The following is a 16,593-nucleotide window of genomic DNA, read 5'->3' as shown; positions in this document are numbered from 1 at the left end:
GTGCGGGACGTTCCCCGATAGTCCCACCCGGGGGGAATGGGGAATGCGTAAGCGTGCGATTATTTTGCTCGCGCTCCTGGTTACGGGCTGCGCGACGATCACCAAGGGGACGACACAGACGGTTGCGGTGGACACGCCCGGCGTGCCGGGAGCCGTCTGCACCATACAGACTCAAAACGGCCCGCAGATGGTTTCGACACCGGGCACCGTGGTTCTCAGCAAGGGCTCCGCGCCATTACCCATCCAATGCACCAAAGAGTGCTATGCGATGGGATCGAGCATCATTCCCTCAGGCACTGAAACCATGGCGGCGGGGAATGTCGTGTTCGGCGGCGTGATCGGCCTCGGCGTCGACGCCGCCAGCGGCGCCATGAACAAGTATCCGGATATCGTGACCGTGGCGATGATGCCCGATCAAACCTGCCAGCAACCGGTCGCGCCGAGGCGGGCGCCGCGGGTGTCGAATGCCAAATAAGGCTGGAGCCCGAAGGACGGCTAGTTAGTCTAAAGCGTAACCCGCCTCCTCGGCTTAGCTGTTGCGCTTGCAAATACTTCCCCGCTGATTGCGCTTTTTCCCGATGACGGGCTCCTGCGCAACTAGCTCGTGATCGTCGCTTACCGGCGGATTAGTTAGCGCCAATTCTTGATCACTAGGAAATAGAAAGCAATGTAAAAAATTGCCGAGAACACCCACGTCATGACCGAGCTTTTGCTTATCCGGGTACGCGAAGTAACTCTGCTGTAGTGACGACCACCGACGAACGTGTAGAGCAGCCATTGATAAAAAATACCCGGAAAAAGAATTATCGAAAGAAGCAAAGGTCGTTCAGCTTTGTTGGCCTTCTTCTGTGGTTTGGCCATGCTGATCCCCCTGCGCCAACTAACGTCCGTATCTTATCCGCATGAACGCTTGGTATTGAGGCGTGTTTTTGACATGCGAGTGTTTCGGCTGTTTAGCGTGACACTCGACACAAACCGCTTTCAAGTTCTTTCGGCCACTGTCCGCGCGATTTCCGTTTAAGTGGTGGACATGCAAATATTGCCTGAGTGCAGGCGACGAGCAGTCGTACTTGCAAGTTGCTTCTTGGCACCGCCAACCTGCTACGGTTCTCACCAGTGTGCTGATTCTTGCAAAATCCGCCGGGTATGCGTTAATAGGAGTAACATCCCCTCCGCCATATCCAGTGCCATCGAGTAATCGGGGATACTGTTCGAAAAAATTTGCAGGGGTGAACGCATTTACATGCAGCGTCCGCTCTGGACGAGTCAGATTGTTCTTGAACCCGTTGAATTCCAGCGTGCTCAGACAGTGTTGGCAAACGTTCAATGTTTGGTTCTGAGTCTTCATCCTGTCGCCACGAAACACATTCAATCTGAAAATGCCGTCCACTCTCGCCGAAATCAGATACCGGTGTGAGCGCCCAATCTCACTCATGTTCTTTAATACTGGACAGTGAGCTAAATGATATTTCGGGAGGCTAACTTGTTCTTGATATTGATGCACATCGCGAATGTAGAGCAGCACACGAGCGTTCTTGTAAATAAGTGTGCCATCATCGTGGATGTTGATTTCATCAAATCCAACCTCGAGTCCGTCGCCTTCATAGAGTCGATCTAGTTCATCAGGTGTCAGCTTCGCAGCACTTATCGTTATTGTTAGAGTTCCATAGACGTCCGACGGAATTCCCATCCGCGCTCTTAGGTCGTTTAATGGTGCGAACTTGTAAAAATCTGTGAGCTTCATTTTTGTGAAGCCATTAAAATTTGGGCTATGCGCGCATCTGCGTTCGTCCGCACCCGAAACTCGACACGTTGCGAAGCCGCGATGTTCTCAGTTTTGTCGGCATTCAGACGAAGTTTGGAAGATGATAGCCCGTTTGCAGTAAGCAATGATTGTATCCATCGCTTGTAGCCAAATATGTTTGTTTTTGAGAGCACATATTCGAGGGTAGTACGCGTTCGTTGCTGTGACAATTCCATGTTCTTGAAATACGCATCATCTTCGTCCTTAGCATCTTTCCAGAAGCCGGACGTGTGCCCCTCAATACGAACTTCCTCAATTGAGTCTTTGTACTCTGACCTCCCCAGAATTCTTACGTACCGAGGGAAGAAATCATCTAGAATTCCTTTGAACCTTGTTTTGAGTTCCGCCCGGCTCGTGTCAAAGAGCACGTCGGGTTCTCTAAATCTGATGGTCAAATCAGTGTCTAGGTCTGCCCCCCAATCTTTCAAATCCTTCTTAAATTCTTCGTCGAGTGACTTATAAAGCTCGTTTCTCATGTCATCATAAAGAACCGCAATTTGTTGAACGCGTTTTGCCTGTTCCTCAGCCTTTGCTTTCAATTCTTTTGTAACAGCTGCTTCGGCTTCAACCTTCACCATAAAAACAATCGCCACCAACATAAACATCATCATAAGACCGGTCATGAGGTCGCTTAACGGAATCCAATGTTCCTCTTTGGCAGCTGCAACTTTTCCATCTTTTAAAAACTTCACGATGCACCTATTTTGCCATCTCGACAACGCGGCGAAGCTTTTCTGTTAGCGGTCCGTAGTCACTGACGAAGCGCTCTGAAAGAGCAGCCAGCTGGCGCCCAAGACTTTCCAGGGATTTCTTAAGTTCTTCCGTAAGCGCGGCGTCGAGATTCGATATCTGCTCTTTTGTTTTTGCCATCAAGTCGGTAACTTGTTTGTTTGCTTCGGTGTTCGTTGTTACGAAGCCTTGATGACTCAACTGAACCGCATTCTTCAGTTGCTGAGCGTTTTCGTTCAATGCGGCGTTTATCGTTTTTTGATTGTCTTGAACCGCGCTCGAAAGCTGCGCGGTAAGTTCCATAATCTTAGCTTGCACAGCGGGAAGGCTTCCAGACGCTTCCTTTAACAACTCGGCAAGAGAACGCGAAAGATCAACTAGTTGAGTTTTTTGGATCGAAAGGGCCTCGAGCATTTGACCTAAGTCATGCGCGACCTTCGAAAACGACTGCGAACTTGACACAAGGGAAGAGTAGTCGCTTGTCGTCTTCCTCATCAGGCTAACCAATGACTCGAGCGATGCTTCGGATTTTTCGATGTGAAGCCGATATCGTTCCTGCCAAACAAGTAGCTGACCTACTGCGTCGTTGAGTGCCTTAAAGTTATCGCCAAACTGTTCCGTAATCTTGGCGTTGAAGTCCTTGATGACATCGCGGAGGGCTTCGACCAAGGCCTGTGATCCCATCTTCGACAACTCTTGGAGTGCCTGCAATTGAGCGGCCTTTAGTGCGTCCAACCGGTCATTACTGTCGGAGCGCAGTAGCTTGATTTGAGTGATCAATGATGTTTCTTCATTGCCGACTAAAGCCGTTTGAATACCGGATAACAGGCGAGCCAAATCAGCCCCTGTAACTTCGCCGTCGTCACCCGTGCCTACGGCAACAGCGCGATCAAAGAATTGATGTCGAAATTTTAACAGGAGTGCGCCGCCCACGCCTGCCACCGAGGCCCAAAACGCTGTTTTTAGACCGCCAAGGAGTGCGGGGACGCTTGCCTGAATGTTGTTGGCATCGAATTCAGAAAGACCAAGTGCGATTCCAAGAAACGTTGCGAAGATACCAAGAGTAGTAAGAATCGTCGGTCCGAACGAAACCGCTTTCTCATTGTAAAACAGGTTGAACAGCAGCCAGAAAATAAAAATTGCCGCCAACATAAGTTGTGTGGTTTGGGGCAAAGCCCAATACCAATTTTCGAATAGATGCCAATATTGTTCAAACATATCGCCCCCCAACCCTAAGTAGCAATTTAGACCCGTCGACAGGCCATTGTCATCACCGAAGGTGGGGATCGGGGGCTAGTAGTTCTTGGCGCAGATTCGCCGATGGGCGTAATCCGCCGCTGGTCGTGGGGATGGCGGGTTACGCTTGCGCCAACCGCCCCACCCAACCCCCGCCCTCACGGCTTAAACAATATCGTCCACCCCCACCCAATCGCCGCGCTCAGCCCCGCAACACACGCCGCAAGCGCCGCAAGTCGGGTCCAAAAAATTTGCCGGTCGAGCCGGGCGGCTTGTTCGGCGGATTTTTGTTGATCGCGCCAGGCCAGCCATTCCTGCGCGAAGCCTGCGGTCATGTTGGGCTCGGTGCCGACCGCGATCGAGGCATGCGAGCTGTGCTCGAACCGGGCCAGCCGCGCCCTCACATTCTCCGCGCCGGTCTTTTCCAGAGCGGATAGCCAGCGCTCGGAGGCGTCGTCCGAGTGGTGCCAGGTGCAGGTGTGATAGGGGAATTTTTCGTCGGTTGTCATGTCGCGGATGGATGGTGGGTTATCCGCCGTCGCTCTTCGAGCTATGGCGGACGAGCGCTAACCCACGCTAAGAACTAGCCCACGCTCTCAACGCCGGACAAAGCCGTTAGTTCGGCTTGCTCGCATCCGCCGCCGGCGCACCCGCCGGCGCGGTCGCGGCGGCATCCGGCGTCGCGTCCTTCTGCCCCCCGCCGGTAAACCGCTCCAGCACCGAGCGCACCGCATCCCGTGTCTTGCGGTCCTTCACGGCGTTGAGCAGGGCGCCGGCCGCCGGCGATCTCCGGATCAGGCTTTCGGGGTCGGGAAAAATCAGCGGATCGTCCCAGGGGCCCTGCACCACGAAGGGCAACTCAAAACCGGGCGTGGCGCTCTGTGAGGTCAGGCTGGCGACGCCCTTGAGATCGTATTCGCGTGCGGGCACTGACGCGGTGCCGGTCAACACCATGCGCGCGGCGGGGCCTTCGACGTGGACGTCTTGGGCAGTCGCAATGCCGTCGGCGAATTTTACCGCGATGGTCAATTTGTCGAACGGCGTCGAGCCCTGGCGGAAATTGCCGCCGCCGGACAAGGGCCGGCGCTCCAGGCGCTTTAAGAGCTGCTCGGCGTTGACGCCAGCGATCGCGCCGTCATGGCCGGTCAGGGTCGCGGTGCCGTCGAGCGATGACACCAATCCAAACGGGCTCGATCCCGAGGCCACCAGCGATACGTTGAGATTGCCGCGGCCACTCAATCTGGTGACGCCGAACAATTCGGTGGCGAGCTGCTGCAAATCGACGTCGATGAACTGGAATTGCGCCTTGACGTCGGCAACCGCGTCGGAGCGCGCGACGCCGAACGAACCCCTGGCGATGCCGCCATACATCTGCGCTTCGCCGACGCTCAAGGCCAGCGCGCCGCCGCGCAGGTTGGCGCCGAGCGCGGTGCGGCCGAGTTTTGTCGGGCCGACGGTCACTTGCGCTGCAGACAAGCGCATGTCGAGGTCGGTGGTCGACAGCGAGTTCAGATCGAATAATTGCCGGTTCCAGTCATGCGCGCCGCTCGCCAGCAAGCGGAAGGTCGAGATATAGGGCGTGAAGTCGAGATTGCCGGCGGCGAGCGTCGCCTGCAGCGTCTGGCGGCCATTATTGGCGTAGGTCATGACGCCTTCGGCGACATTGCCGTCGAGCTCGACATTGACGTTGGTGAGCGCGATCGACGGGCCCACCACATTGGCGCGCGCCTTCAGGGCAAAACGGCCAAAACCGCCGGCACCGGGCGGGGCCTGGCCGGTCCAGCGCATGGCGTTGCGTAAAGACGGGGTGTCGATGGTCAGCGTGCCTTCCATCATCATCGAGGTGCGGTCGGCCACCGTGCCGTCGAACGCCAGTTTTAGCGGCGCGCTCGCGAGCCGCGCCTTCAGGCCGGAGCGGTCGCCGGACAAGGCTGCGACAAAATCGCTGGCCGAGATCGAGCCGTCGACCCGCTCGCCGCGCCAGTCGAACTGGCCGGTGGCGGCAAAGGAACGCGAGATCGAGGGCCAGGCCAGCGACAGGTCGATGGCGCCGAGCTGTTCGGCGAGGTGATTGGAAGCGTCCTCGTAGTCGAGCACGCCATCCTGGATCCGGATTTCCGAGAACGACAATTGGTTGTCGGCGCCGGGCTTCATGTTGCGCACGATGGTGTCGATGAACGGCGTCCAGTTGCTTTCGCCATCGGCCTCGCGGATGACGCGGATATGCGGGCGCAGCATCATGACGTCGGCGATCTCGAAGCGCTGCAGCAATAGCGGCAACAGCCGCAAATTCGCGGTCAGGACGTCGACCGAGAGCGCGGGGTCGGCGGCGGCGCTACCTTTCAGCCCGACGTCGTGAAAGGAGACATAGCTCGCCGGAAACACCGAGACGTCGATGGTGCCGCGGACGACGAGATCGAGCCCGGTGACGGCGCGGATTTGTGCTTCCACCGCCTGGCGCAGCGCGTCCCGGTTGAGGAACCAGGAGGTCGCGATCAGGCCGACCAGCGCCAAGCCGAGCAACGCCGCAATCGGCGTCCCCAGGCGCTTCATTCCTTGGGCCATCGTCAATGACATATCCTGATTGGTGTTGAGGGGCGCGTCGCTGCAGCAAGAGGGCCGGGCAGGCCGCCCACCGACCACGGGGTGCCCCGAGTCGGCAAGTTAACAATTGCCCAAACCGGCCGCCGCCGAGCGGGATGGCGCCCGTGCCAAGGCGCGCAACTTGATGGGTTTTCTTGACGCTTTCAAGGCCGGGTTGCAAGGGCGGCGGCGTCCCGAACCCTCTCCGTCATGGCCGGGCTTGTCCCGGCCATCCACGTCTTTCTTGCGGCGATACCGGCAAGACGTGGATGCCCGGGACAAGCCCGGGCATGACGACCTTTCTCCCAGACCCCCGTCATTGACGCACTGCGAAGAATTCGCCTAATAATTCACGAGAAATTGCGGCGGCGACAAAACTTCCTCCCATCAGGTCGTATTTCCATGAACAAGGTCTATCCCGACGCCAAATCCGCCCTTACCGGCATCCTGAAGGACGGCATGATGATCATGTCCGGCGGTTTTGGCCTCTGCGGTATCCCGGAAACCCTATCGGACGCGATCCGCGATTCCGGGGTGAAGAACCTGACCGTGGTCTCCAACAATGCCGGCGTCGACGGCATCGGGCTCAGCCGGCTCTTGGAAACCCACCAGATCAAGAAGATGATCTCGTCCTATGTCGGCGAGAACAAGCTGTTCGCCCAGCAATACCTCGCCGGCGAGCTGGAACTCGAATTCAACCCGCAGGGGACGCTGGCCGAACGCATCCGCGCCGGCGGGGCGGGTATCCCCGCGTTCTTCACCAAGACCGGCGTCGGCACCCTCATTGCCGAAGGCAAAGAGGTAAAGGAGTTCGACGGCGAGAAATACATCATGGAGCGGGGGCTGGTCGCTGATCTGGCCATCGTCCATGCCTGGAAGGGCGATACCGCCGGCAACCTCGTCTATCGAAAAACCGCGCGCAATTTTAATCCAATGATGGCGACCGCTGCGAAGATCACCGTGGCCGAGGTCGAGCATCTGGTGCCGGCCGGCGAGATCAATCCGGACCACATCCATACCCCCGGCATTTTCGTGCAGCGCATGGTCGAGGTCGGCACCGCCAAGAAACGCATCGAGTTCCGCAACACCCGCCCGCGTGCAGAGAAAAAGGCGTCGGCGGCCGCAACGGGAGAAGAAGTCTGATGGCCTGGACCCGCGAACAGATGGCCGCCCGCGCCGCCAAGGAATTGCGCGACGGCTATTACGTCAATCTCGGTATCGGCATTCCGACGCTGGTGTCGAACTATATCCCCGAGGGCATCGACGTCAGCCTGCAGAGCGAGAACGGCATGCTCGGCATGGGACCGTTCCCCTATGAGGGCGAGGAAGACGCCGACCTCATCAATGCCGGCAAGCAGACGGTGAGCGAATTGCCGTCGACCAGCTATTTCTCATCGGCCGAATCCTTCGGCATGGTGCGCGGCGGCCATATCGATCTGTCGATTTTGGGCGCGATGCAGGTGGCCCAGAACGGCGACCTCGCCAACTGGATGATCCCCGGCAAGATGGTCAAGGGCATGGGCGGCGCGATGGATCTCGTCGCCGGCGTCAAACGCGTCGTGGTGGTGATGGAGCATTCCGCCAAGGACGGCCCAAAGTTGTTGAAGACGTGCAATCTGCCGCTGACCGGCGAGCGGGTGGTCGACATGGTGGTGACTGATTTGGCCGTCTTCACCATCGACAAGCACGGCAAGGACGGCATGGCCCTGATCGAACTCGCCGACGGCGTCACGCTCGACGAGGTGAAGGCCAAGACCGAGGCCGAGTTCCGGGTGGCGCTGAAGAACGCGTGATTCCCGTCATTGCGAGCCAACGGGTCGCGCGAACGCGCGCCCGATGACAGGCTCCGCGAAGCAATCCATCGTGCCGCGAAAAGAAAGCTGGATTGCTTCGTCGCTTTGCTCCTCGCAATGACGAAGGGACAGTCTTTACGACGCCTCCTTCAGCACCGGTGCGGCCGTCTCCTCCCCCTTCAACTCCTCCAAACTGCGGTGCCGCGGTTCGATGCCGAGCGCCCAGACGGTGATCACCTGCACCACCAACAATCCGACCATCAGCGCCATCACGCCTGCGACGCCGCGGGCTTCGAACAGCATCACCACCAGGAACGGGGTCACGATGGTGGCGCCGCGGCCGAGCGTGTTGACGATGCCGGAGGCGCGCAAGCGCACCTCGGTCGGGAACAGTTCGGGGATGTAGATCCCGAACAACAGCGCCACCAGCACATAGATCGGCACCGTCAGGGCAAAGCCGACGGCCGGCAGCAGCACCGGATCAGAGATCATCGGATAGATGATGCCGAGCACGACCGAGATCAGCGAGGCGGCGATGATGGTCGGCTTGCGGCCCCAACGATCCGCGGTCAGCGCGCCGATCGCGGAGCCGACCGGCGCGCCTAGCGCCATCAGCAGCGAATAGCCGAACGAGGTCGCGATCGAGAGCCCCTGCTTGATGAAGAACACCGGCAGCCAGGTGACGAAGCCATACAACAACGTGTTGATGGTGATCAGGCACACTGAACCTACGATCATGCGCGACAATAAAGGTGGCGCGAACAGCGTCGCGACGTCGGCGGACGCCGCGACGGTGGCTGTCGCCGCCGGCGCCGGCAGCGGCTTGCCCTGCGCCGCCTCGCGCTCGATCGCGCGCATCAGCGCTTCGGCCTCCTCGGTGCGGCCGACCGCCTCGAGCCAGCGCGGCGATTCGGGGAGTGCTTTACGCAGATACCAGACGATCAGCGCGCCGATGCCGCCGAGCACGAACATCGCGCGCCAGCCGAATTCCGGCACGATCAGGGATGCCACCAACAGCGAGATCGGCAATCCCGTGACGACGCAGACGGTGGTAAAACCGAGCCATTTGCCGCGCGAGCGCGCCGGCACGAATTCGGTCATGGTGGCATAGCCGACGACGTTCTCGGCACCTAAGCCCACGCCCATCACAAAACGGCAGGCGATCAGGACCATCATGTTCGGCGCCAACGCCGCCGCGAGCGAGGCCAGCCCGAACAGCAAAAGATTAAACTGGTAGGTGAACCGCCGCCCATAGCGGTCGCCGAGGAACCCGGTGCCGAACGAGCCCAGCATCATCCCGACAAAGGTCGCCGAAATAAACACGGCGTTTTGCGGCAGCGTGGAAAATCCGCTCTTCAAGGTCACGCCGAGCACGGTGCCGGCGAGATAGATGTCAAACCCGTCGAAGAACATGCCGATCCCGATCAGCAGCATGATGCGGCGATGGAATGGGCCGATCGGAAGCCGGTCGAGGCGGCTGCCGCTATTGACTGATGTGACCATGTGCGTTTCTCCCCTGTCCCTTATTCGGTAATGCTGCCGGTCTTTCTTGGAGGACCTGATGCAGTCGCTTGTTGTAAGCTAGTTCAATCGCCGTTGCGCCGCCGTGTCGCGGTACCAGTCGAACGGCTGGTCGCCAGTGGCGACCATCACGCTCTTGGTATTGAAGTGGTCGTTGAAACTTTCGGTGCCGAACTCGCGCCCGATGCCGCTATCATCGATGCCGCCCCAGGGCGAGGCTGGATCAAGACGGTGATGATCGTTGATCCAGACGATGCCGGCCTTGACGTGTGCTGCGACGCGATGGGCGCGGCCGATGTCGCGGGTGCGGATCGCGGCCGCCAGCCCGAACGGTGAATCGTTGGCCAGTCGCAAGGCCTCCTCTTCGTCCTTGAACGGTGTCACCGAGGTGAACGGTCCAAAAACTTCTTCCTGGAAGATGCGCATGTCGGACTTCACATCCGCAAACACCGTCGGCTCGACAAAATAGCCGTTCTCATGGCCCGGCACCTTTGCGGCGACGCCGCCGGTGACCAGCCGCGCGCCGTCCTCATGGCCGAATTTTGCGTAAGACAGCACGCGATCGCGCTGCCGCGCCGAGATCACCGGCCCGAGCTGGGTCGCGGGATCGAAGGGATCGCCGATCCGGATATTTTTCGTTTTCGTCCTCAGCTTCTCGACGAACTCATCGTAGACCCCGGCCTGCACCAGATGGCGCGAGGCGCAGACGCAGGTCTGTCCGGCGCCGATGAAGGCGCCGAACGCCGCATAATTGACGGCCTGATCGATGTCGAAATCATCGAACACCATGACGGGAGTCTTGCCGCCGAGCTCGAGCGTCTGGTGCGCGAACACTTTTGCAGCCGCAGAGCCGGCGATGCGGCCGGCTTCGGTGCCGCCGGTCAGCACCAGCTTGTTGATGTCGCCGTGTTCGGCTAGCATTTTGCCGGTCGATTGGCCGAGGCCGAGCACGATATTGAACACGCCGGGCGGCAATCCCGCCTCGCTAAAAATCTGCGCCAGTTTCAGGGTCGTCAGCGGCGTATATTCCGACGGCTTTACCACCGTGACGCATCCGCTCGCCAGCACCGCGGCCAGCGACTTGCACAGGATCATCAGCGGATGATTGAACGGCGTGCAATTGGCGACGATGCCGATCGGCGTGCGCAAGGTGTAGTTCAGGTACGAGCCCTCGACCGGGATCACCGCGTCGCGGCGCGCCAGCGCGAGGCCGGCAAAATAACGAAAGAAGTCCGGCAGCCGCGACAGCTGCGCGCGGGTCTCGTTCAGCGGCCGGCCGTTGTTAAGTGTCTCCAATCGATAAAGCTGCTCCAGATTGGCCTCGAACGCGTCCGCCAGCCGGTTGACCAGCCGGGCGCGGGCGCGAATGTCCATGCCACCCCAGGGGCGGCCTTCGAACGCGGCACGCGCGCTTTTCATCGCGCGATCGACGTCATCAGCGGTCGAATTCGGAATCCGCGCGATCACGTCGCCGGTTGCGGGATTGCGGACGTCCAGCATCTCGCCCGCGCCTGCCTCGATCTCGCGGCCGTCGACGAAATTGCCGTGAATTTCCACGTCGATTGTTTTTGGTTTGGCGGAAATATTCATCGATCCCTTCCTTCGACGATGACGGCGTTGCGCTTGAGCGCCGGCAGCACGCGTTTTTCGGTCTGGCTGATATGGGCCTTGATGATGCGCGCGGCGCTTCGCCCGTCGCGGCGCTGCATCGCCTCGATCAGGGCGACATGCTCGGCCACGAGCTGCGCCGGATTGTGATCCCTGACATTGGCGACGCTGACCCGCACCAGACGATCGGCCTGTCCGATCAGGTCGCACAGTGCTGCCGCCATGCGGCGGTTGCCCGAGGCATGCGCGAGCGCCGAATGAAAGGCGCGGTTATAGGCGATGAAATCCTCATGGTTGCCGGCGAAGCGCCGGAATTCATCCAGCGCCTTGAGGACATCATCGGCGGCATTCTCGATCGCCTCCGCGACGCAGGCCGGCTCCAGCGCGAAACGGAACCGCAGCAAATCGCGCGCGTCGGCAAGCGAGATCGGATTGACGCGATAACCCTGGCGCGGTTGCACGGTGACGAGATGTTCGCGCTCGAGCCGCAACAGCGCCTCGCGCACCGGCTGGCGGCTCACCGCATAGCGCTCGGCAAGCTCCTGTTCGCGCATATCATCACCTGGCGCCAGGCGGCAGGTTAGAATATCAGAACGGAGGTTTTCGTAGACATTGTCGCGTAAAAGCAATCGAAGATTCCCGCTGACCGGACGCCAATCTTGCAGCCGTGAAATATCACGTCAAGTAGCAAAGGCTTGAAAAGGCTGAAATTTGATCTATCAATGGGATGCCGCCGCCGAGCGTCCGCGCGCCGCAATCGATGAAAGAGAGACCCGCATGAACCGAGTTTTCGCCAATGGCACGGTCCATGCGGAGCAATTCGGCGACGGGCCGCCGCTTTTCCTGCTTCATTCGCTGTTGTCGGATCGCGCCAGTTTCGACGCCATCGTCCCGCAACTGTCGCAATCGTTCCGCCTCATCGTTCCCGAATTGCCCGGCTTCGGCCGATCCCGCGCGGTCGGTGGCGGCCTTGCCGCGGTCGCCGACCGGATTGCGGAAGCCGTGAAGGAGGCGGCCGGGGGCGAGGAGGCGATCGTGCTCGGCAACGGCTATGGCGGGTTCGTCGCGCTGCAGATGGCAATTCGCCATCCCGCGATCGCTACAAAACTTGTTCTCGCCGATTGCGGCGCGGCGTTTTCCGAAGAAGGCCGCCAGGCGTTCCGCAACATGGCGGCGGCGTCGAAGGCCAAGGGATTACCGGCCATCACCGATGTCGCGATGCGCCGGCTGTTTGCGCCGGAATTTCAGGCAGAACATCCGGATTTGATGCGCGATCGCCGCGAGGCATTTTTAAAGACCGACCCGGAAGTGTTTCAGGCCGCCTGCGCTGCGCTCGCCGAGCTCGACCTGCGGCCCGAGCTCGCGAACGTAAAAGTGCCGGTGCTGGTGCTGGTCGGCGAGCAGGATGAGGCGACGCCGCCGCCGATGTCGCGTGAATTGGCCGCGCTCTTGCCGGACGCGCGGCTCAAGATCATTGCCGGCTGTGCACACGTGCCCCAGCTGCAATCGCCTGAAGCTTTTCTCGACGCGATCGGCGATTTCCTGGCGGCGGCCTACGCCGCAAGCTGACGAATTTGGTGCGATCGGCCTGCGCGCGGAGCGCCGGCCTGCCTTACAGCAATCGTATCGCGAGCCAGACGGTCGCCCACAGCGAAAGCGACAGAAACACGACCGATAGCGCGAAGGCTAACAGCATCCGCCGCAACGGGTTGCTGCCGTCGGCGAGTGAGGATCCGCCCCGGCCGGGCCGGAAGTCGTCATGTTGGGGAATATGACCGCGGATTCCGAAAACCCACAAAACAGCGTCCAGAATGTACAGGCTCATTCACGCAGCTCCAGTTTGTCGAATCATGCGTCACTGTCCCCCGCTAACGGACGCCGCTCTTGACGCCAGCGCAAGCTTTTCGCGCGTTATCCCGTATTCAAACCGGGGGCGCGGCTGATCGGTAAGGCTTGCTCGATGTCTGCGATGCCCCGATAACGACCAAATCCTGCAGCGCAGCGAAATGTCGCGATGTGCCAGAACCGGAAGTCACGCCGGTGCTGGCTGGTGGCAGCAGACACATATCTTATTGCCGTCCGGATCGCGAAAATATGCCCCGTAGTAGTTGGGGTGATAGTGCGGCCGGAGCCCAGGCATCCCTTCACATCGGCCACCCATTCCGAGTGCGGCCGCATAACAGCGATCAACTACCTCACGAGTTGAGGCGAGGAAGGCCGTCATGCCTCCGTTGCCCGCATTTGTCGGCTGACGATCGTACGGAAGCCCAATGAGGAATAATGGCCGTTCCTTTCCGGGAGCGATCCAACCCGCCCACGACTGTTCCGGCCTGCAGAACTTGAGCTCGAATCCCAGCTCGTTCATGACGACCGAGTAGAAAGCGTACGATCGCTCAAAATTCGTGATACCGACATGGACATGAGAAAACATTGTAGTTCTTCCACGCGCTCCATGGTTCGTCGGCAAGCATCGTGAGTTGGTCCGTGAGGGCCTGAGAACGTGTCATGATGCAGTACGCGCTCAACGTCCACAATGGGTCAATCTCGTCGTATCGAGCCGTGCGCCGATCACTTCCGGTCTACCCCAATAAGCAGATTTCAGATCCGGTCGGCACTCGACCGTCAGTCGTATCGCGAGCGCACACGCTGCATAGGGGATGCAAAATGGTAGTGGGTCAGTTTTATTGTGGCAGAGTTCCACACTGGAAAACGTCCGGTTTGGGGCGCATATTCCGAGAATGGAGACAATCGTCCGATGTGATTGCGGCGCCGAGTACCGACGCACTGAAGAGAAGTTCCTGGTACCGCATACCGGTCACGCATCCTGTGAAGTCTGCGGGGCTACGCTAGAGACTTGGCTGGAAAGTACCCACCTTGCCATATTCGAGCTGGTCAAGCGTCCAGACGGAAAGCCTGGTAGTGGGTCGGTTTGATTGTGGCAGGGGTCCGGGCTGGAAATGGGCCGGCTCGCGGCGCAGACTCGAAGCGTGCGAGAACGGCGGCCATCTTTCGTTGTAGGCAGGGGCACTCCCAATTACGGCTGGGAGGTCCATATCGTCTCGCCTAACGGCGAGATGGAAATCGTTACCGGCTTTTGGACCGAACACGGCGACGCCGGATGGGGCACCAAGCAATGTGAAAGTTGGCATGCCCGACAAGCACACCAAACGGGCTGGGGACCCCGACCGGCTTGCTAAATCGATCGTCGATATGGCGCAGGGCAAGAAGCCGATCTGAAATGAAAGAGGCCGCCAATTGAGGCGGTCCCGCTCGGCCGCTGTCCACACTCTGATGAACGTCTATCCACTGAACGGTGCCTTGCGGCAAACCGAAGCGCCCTCACTTCGGCGGCTGTAGTTCGCCAGTAAACCAGCCAACCACAGCGGATTGCATTGGATCATCTGACGCTATCGCGATTTGTTCGATGTGATCGCATTTGGAGCAGTCGAACGTGCGAAGTTCAAATCCTGTAGGCCCTGGCCGGATATGCGTAAGCGTCATGCGCGTTCGGCATTTCGGGCAGCGGAGTTCCTGAATTGCGAGCAGTGGGATTGTGGCTGGGTAATCGGTCATTGCATTCCACCCTGAATATCAGGCGGGAGCGCAAAACTCTCAGTCACCGGTAGAAGCCGAAGAGGGGCGGTGATGGGATCAGTAGATTCCCCTCACGTCCGGGAGTCGATCTAAGAAACATTAATTCGGCGAGCCCCTGTTTGCGCCGAAAGGAACGCGCTTTGGCCCACAGATACCGCCGGATTGCCGAAGGGGTGTGCGCCAAACAGGCCTTTGGCCCAAGCAACAACCAGAAAACCCTTCGAACTTGCCGGTAATCGTCATTGGTAGTTCAGCGATGTACTCAATTGCGCGCGGATATTTGTAAAGCGCAGTGATCATGGTCTTGCAACGCACGGCCGGACCATACATGTGGGTCAAACTGAGAAGAACTCAGTGTGAGCAAATGTCTTCCGGGTTACCCTGAAAGCGGACATTACCCAATACAGTCAGCATGTCTCAAACGTGCCAACACCGGGCTCACGCACCGCTGCAAACGCGGCGGCGTTGACTTGTTGGCAAAACATTTTCGCGCATTTGGACTAGACTCTGTTGACTTGTTGGCAAAAGAATCTCGCGCATATGGACTAGACTCCGCCGCAATGTCAGGAGGAGGCCATGCCGCCTGTTGTGCACGCGCCGATGCTGTCGCCGAAATGGAGCATCGCCACCGAAGGGCTCGATGCGGAGGAACGTCAGTTCATTCTCGACCGGATGCGTCCGCTCTCGTTCGATCCGAGGGCGATCTTGTTCGACCAAGGCGAGCCGAGCGACACGCTGGTCTTGCTGACCGAGGGACGCGTGCGGCTCTACCAGACCCTGGAGAGCGGCGAGGAGTTCACCTTCGGGCTCTGCATCGCCGGTGCCATCTTAGGTCTTGCGGCGCTTGTGACGCGCGAGCCGCGCATCCTGTCGGCCGTCGCCCTGGAACCGGTCACAGCTTCCGTCATGACAAGAACTGACTTCATGAATTGTTTGAACATGGTGCCTCGCTTTCACTGGAACATCACGCGTCTGTTGGCGATCCTCGCCCTCCAATCGATCGAGCGCAGTGGACCTCTAGTACTCGACAGCGCCGCGGTACGCCTCTGCAGCACACTCAAATCACTGGCACGGCAGGAGAGCGGTGATGCGGCCGGTCTACGGCTGCATGTCGACGGACTGACGCAGGAAGAACTCGCCAAGATGGTCGGCGTTAGCCGAAACTGGATTGCGATCGCGCTCGGCGAGCTTGAGCGGCTCGGACTGATCACCAAGCGGCGCGGTCACATCACCATCATCAGCGCTCGCCGCCTTGACGCCTTCATCGTCGGCGCGCGCAACCACTGACCGGAGCGCGAGCAGCATGAGCGTGTACATCATCGCCCAGCTCAAATTCACCCGTCGCGAGCTTTACGACCGCTACCAGGCACATTTTTTCGACGTCTTTCGCAAGTTCAAGGGCAGGCTCCTGGTCGCCGATGAGCGGCCGCAGGTGCTGGAGGGACCTTTCGAGCGCGACAAGGTGGTAGTGCTAGAATTTACCGACCAGGCGGCCGCGATGGAATTTCAGGAGTCGCCCGAATATGCGGAGATCGCGGTCGACCGCAAGGCCGGCGCCGACGCCGTCGTGCTCATGGTGCGCGGCCAGAAAGATGAGAGCCTGGACAAGATAAGGGCGATAGACGCCTGGGCACTGACGCAAGCGCCGCATTGACCTTTCGCCACCAACAGCGCCCGATCGATCAGGGAGACTTTTTCAAAAGGCAATCACCGCACGCGATGCAG

General features: G+C 59.4%; 17 protein-coding genes. 6 read left to right on the top strand and 11 right to left on the bottom strand.

Annotated elements, in window-relative coordinates:
* The first annotated feature begins 43 nt into the window (after positions 1-43).
* Positions 44-475: a hypothetical protein gene (locus B5526_RS12975; protein WP_079538548.1), complete on the top strand. Its 432-nt coding sequence runs from the start codon at positions 44-46 to the stop codon at positions 473-475.
* A gap of 155 nt (positions 476-630) precedes the next feature.
* Here the strand turns inward: B5526_RS12975 and B5526_RS37680 are convergent, their stop codons facing one another.
* The 6 genes from B5526_RS37680 to B5526_RS12955 form a co-directional block, all read right to left on the bottom strand.
* The gene (locus B5526_RS37680; protein ID WP_154071291.1) at positions 631-861 is read right to left on the bottom strand and encodes a hypothetical protein; all 231 of its coding nucleotides are present in this window, start codon (positions 859-861) and stop codon (positions 631-633) included.
* 19 nt (positions 862-880) lie between these two features.
* Positions 881-1,744: a hypothetical protein gene (locus B5526_RS37675; protein ID WP_154071290.1), complete on the bottom strand. Its 864-nt coding sequence runs from the start codon at positions 1,742-1,744 to the stop codon at positions 881-883.
* A complete protein-coding gene (locus B5526_RS12970; protein ID WP_197688434.1) occupies positions 1,741-2,496 on the bottom strand; it encodes an OmpA family protein in 756 nt (251 codons plus the stop codon). Before B5526_RS12970 ends, B5526_RS37675 begins: the two co-directional genes overlap by 4 nt.
* A 7-nt stretch (positions 2,497-2,503) precedes the next feature.
* Positions 2,504-3,751: a hypothetical protein gene (locus B5526_RS12965; protein ID WP_079538544.1), complete on the bottom strand. Its 1,248-nt coding sequence runs from the start codon at positions 3,749-3,751 to the stop codon at positions 2,504-2,506.
* 176 nt (positions 3,752-3,927) lie between these two features.
* Complete coding sequence (locus B5526_RS12960) at positions 3,928-4,278, bottom strand: hypothetical protein (RefSeq protein ID WP_079538543.1); 351 nt, start codon at positions 4,276-4,278, stop codon at positions 3,928-3,930.
* A 106-nt stretch (positions 4,279-4,384) separates the two neighbouring features.
* The gene (locus tag B5526_RS12955) at positions 4,385-6,334 is read right to left on the bottom strand and encodes an AsmA family protein (protein WP_079538542.1); all 1,950 of its coding nucleotides are present in this window, start codon (positions 6,332-6,334) and stop codon (positions 4,385-4,387) included.
* Positions 6,335-6,754: 420 nt separating this feature from the next.
* On the opposite strand from B5526_RS12955, the gene B5526_RS12950 reads away from it, so the two are divergent.
* Positions 6,755-7,495: a CoA transferase subunit A gene (locus B5526_RS12950; RefSeq protein WP_079538540.1), complete on the top strand. Its 741-nt coding sequence runs from the start codon at positions 6,755-6,757 to the stop codon at positions 7,493-7,495.
* Positions 7,495-8,145, top strand: a complete 651-nt coding sequence (locus B5526_RS12945) for a 3-oxoacid CoA-transferase subunit B (protein WP_079538538.1) — start codon at positions 7,495-7,497, stop codon at positions 8,143-8,145. Before B5526_RS12950 ends, B5526_RS12945 begins: the two co-directional genes overlap by 1 nt.
* A gap of 135 nt (positions 8,146-8,280) precedes the next feature.
* Here the strand turns inward: B5526_RS12945 and B5526_RS12940 are convergent, their stop codons facing one another.
* The 3 genes from B5526_RS12940 to B5526_RS12930 form a co-directional block, all read right to left on the bottom strand.
* Entirely contained in the window at positions 8,281-9,648 is a 1,368-nt protein-coding gene (locus tag B5526_RS12940) for an MFS transporter (protein ID WP_079538537.1), read from the bottom strand.
* 78 nt (positions 9,649-9,726) lie between these two features.
* Positions 9,727-11,256 (bottom strand): aldehyde dehydrogenase, encoded by a 1,530-nt coding sequence (locus B5526_RS12935; protein WP_079538535.1) that lies wholly within the window; start codon positions 11,254-11,256, stop codon positions 9,727-9,729.
* Complete coding sequence (locus B5526_RS12930) at positions 11,253-11,903, bottom strand: GntR family transcriptional regulator (RefSeq protein WP_079538534.1); 651 nt, start codon at positions 11,901-11,903, stop codon at positions 11,253-11,255. Before B5526_RS12930 ends, B5526_RS12935 begins: the two co-directional genes overlap by 4 nt.
* A gap of 148 nt (positions 11,904-12,051) precedes the next feature.
* On the opposite strand from B5526_RS12930, the gene B5526_RS12925 reads away from it, so the two are divergent.
* Positions 12,052-12,843, top strand: a complete 792-nt coding sequence (locus B5526_RS12925; protein ID WP_079544957.1) for an alpha/beta fold hydrolase — start codon at positions 12,052-12,054, stop codon at positions 12,841-12,843.
* A gap of 43 nt (positions 12,844-12,886) precedes the next feature.
* Here B5526_RS12925 and B5526_RS12920 read toward each other — a convergent pair whose 3' ends face one another.
* Positions 12,887-13,099, bottom strand: coding sequence for a hypothetical protein (locus B5526_RS12920; protein WP_079538533.1), 213 nt, complete (start codon positions 13,097-13,099; stop codon positions 12,887-12,889).
* A 207-nt stretch (positions 13,100-13,306) separates the two neighbouring features.
* Positions 13,307-13,705 (bottom strand): VOC family protein, encoded by a 399-nt coding sequence (locus B5526_RS12915; protein ID WP_079538532.1) that lies wholly within the window; start codon positions 13,703-13,705, stop codon positions 13,307-13,309.
* Positions 13,706-15,444: 1,739 nt separating this feature from the next.
* Between B5526_RS12915 and B5526_RS12905 the strand changes: the two genes are divergently transcribed.
* Both B5526_RS12905 and B5526_RS12900 read left to right on the top strand, forming a co-directional pair.
* Positions 15,445-16,155: a Crp/Fnr family transcriptional regulator gene (locus B5526_RS12905; protein ID WP_079538530.1), complete on the top strand. Its 711-nt coding sequence runs from the start codon at positions 15,445-15,447 to the stop codon at positions 16,153-16,155.
* Between the two features lie 16 nt (positions 16,156-16,171).
* Positions 16,172-16,522 carry a DUF1330 domain-containing protein gene (locus tag B5526_RS12900; protein WP_079538529.1) on the top strand — a complete coding sequence of 117 codons (351 nt, stop codon included), beginning with the start codon at positions 16,172-16,174 and terminating at the stop codon, positions 16,520-16,522.
* The last annotated feature ends 71 nt before the right edge of the window (positions 16,523-16,593 follow it).

The sequence above is a fragment of the Bradyrhizobium lablabi genome, from assembly GCF_900141755.1.
GTDB classification, from domain to species: Bacteria; Pseudomonadota; Alphaproteobacteria; order Rhizobiales; family Xanthobacteraceae; genus Bradyrhizobium; species Bradyrhizobium lablabi_A.
Note: the sequence above shows the minus strand (reverse complement) of the source record. Positions and strands in the feature narration are given on the sequence as shown.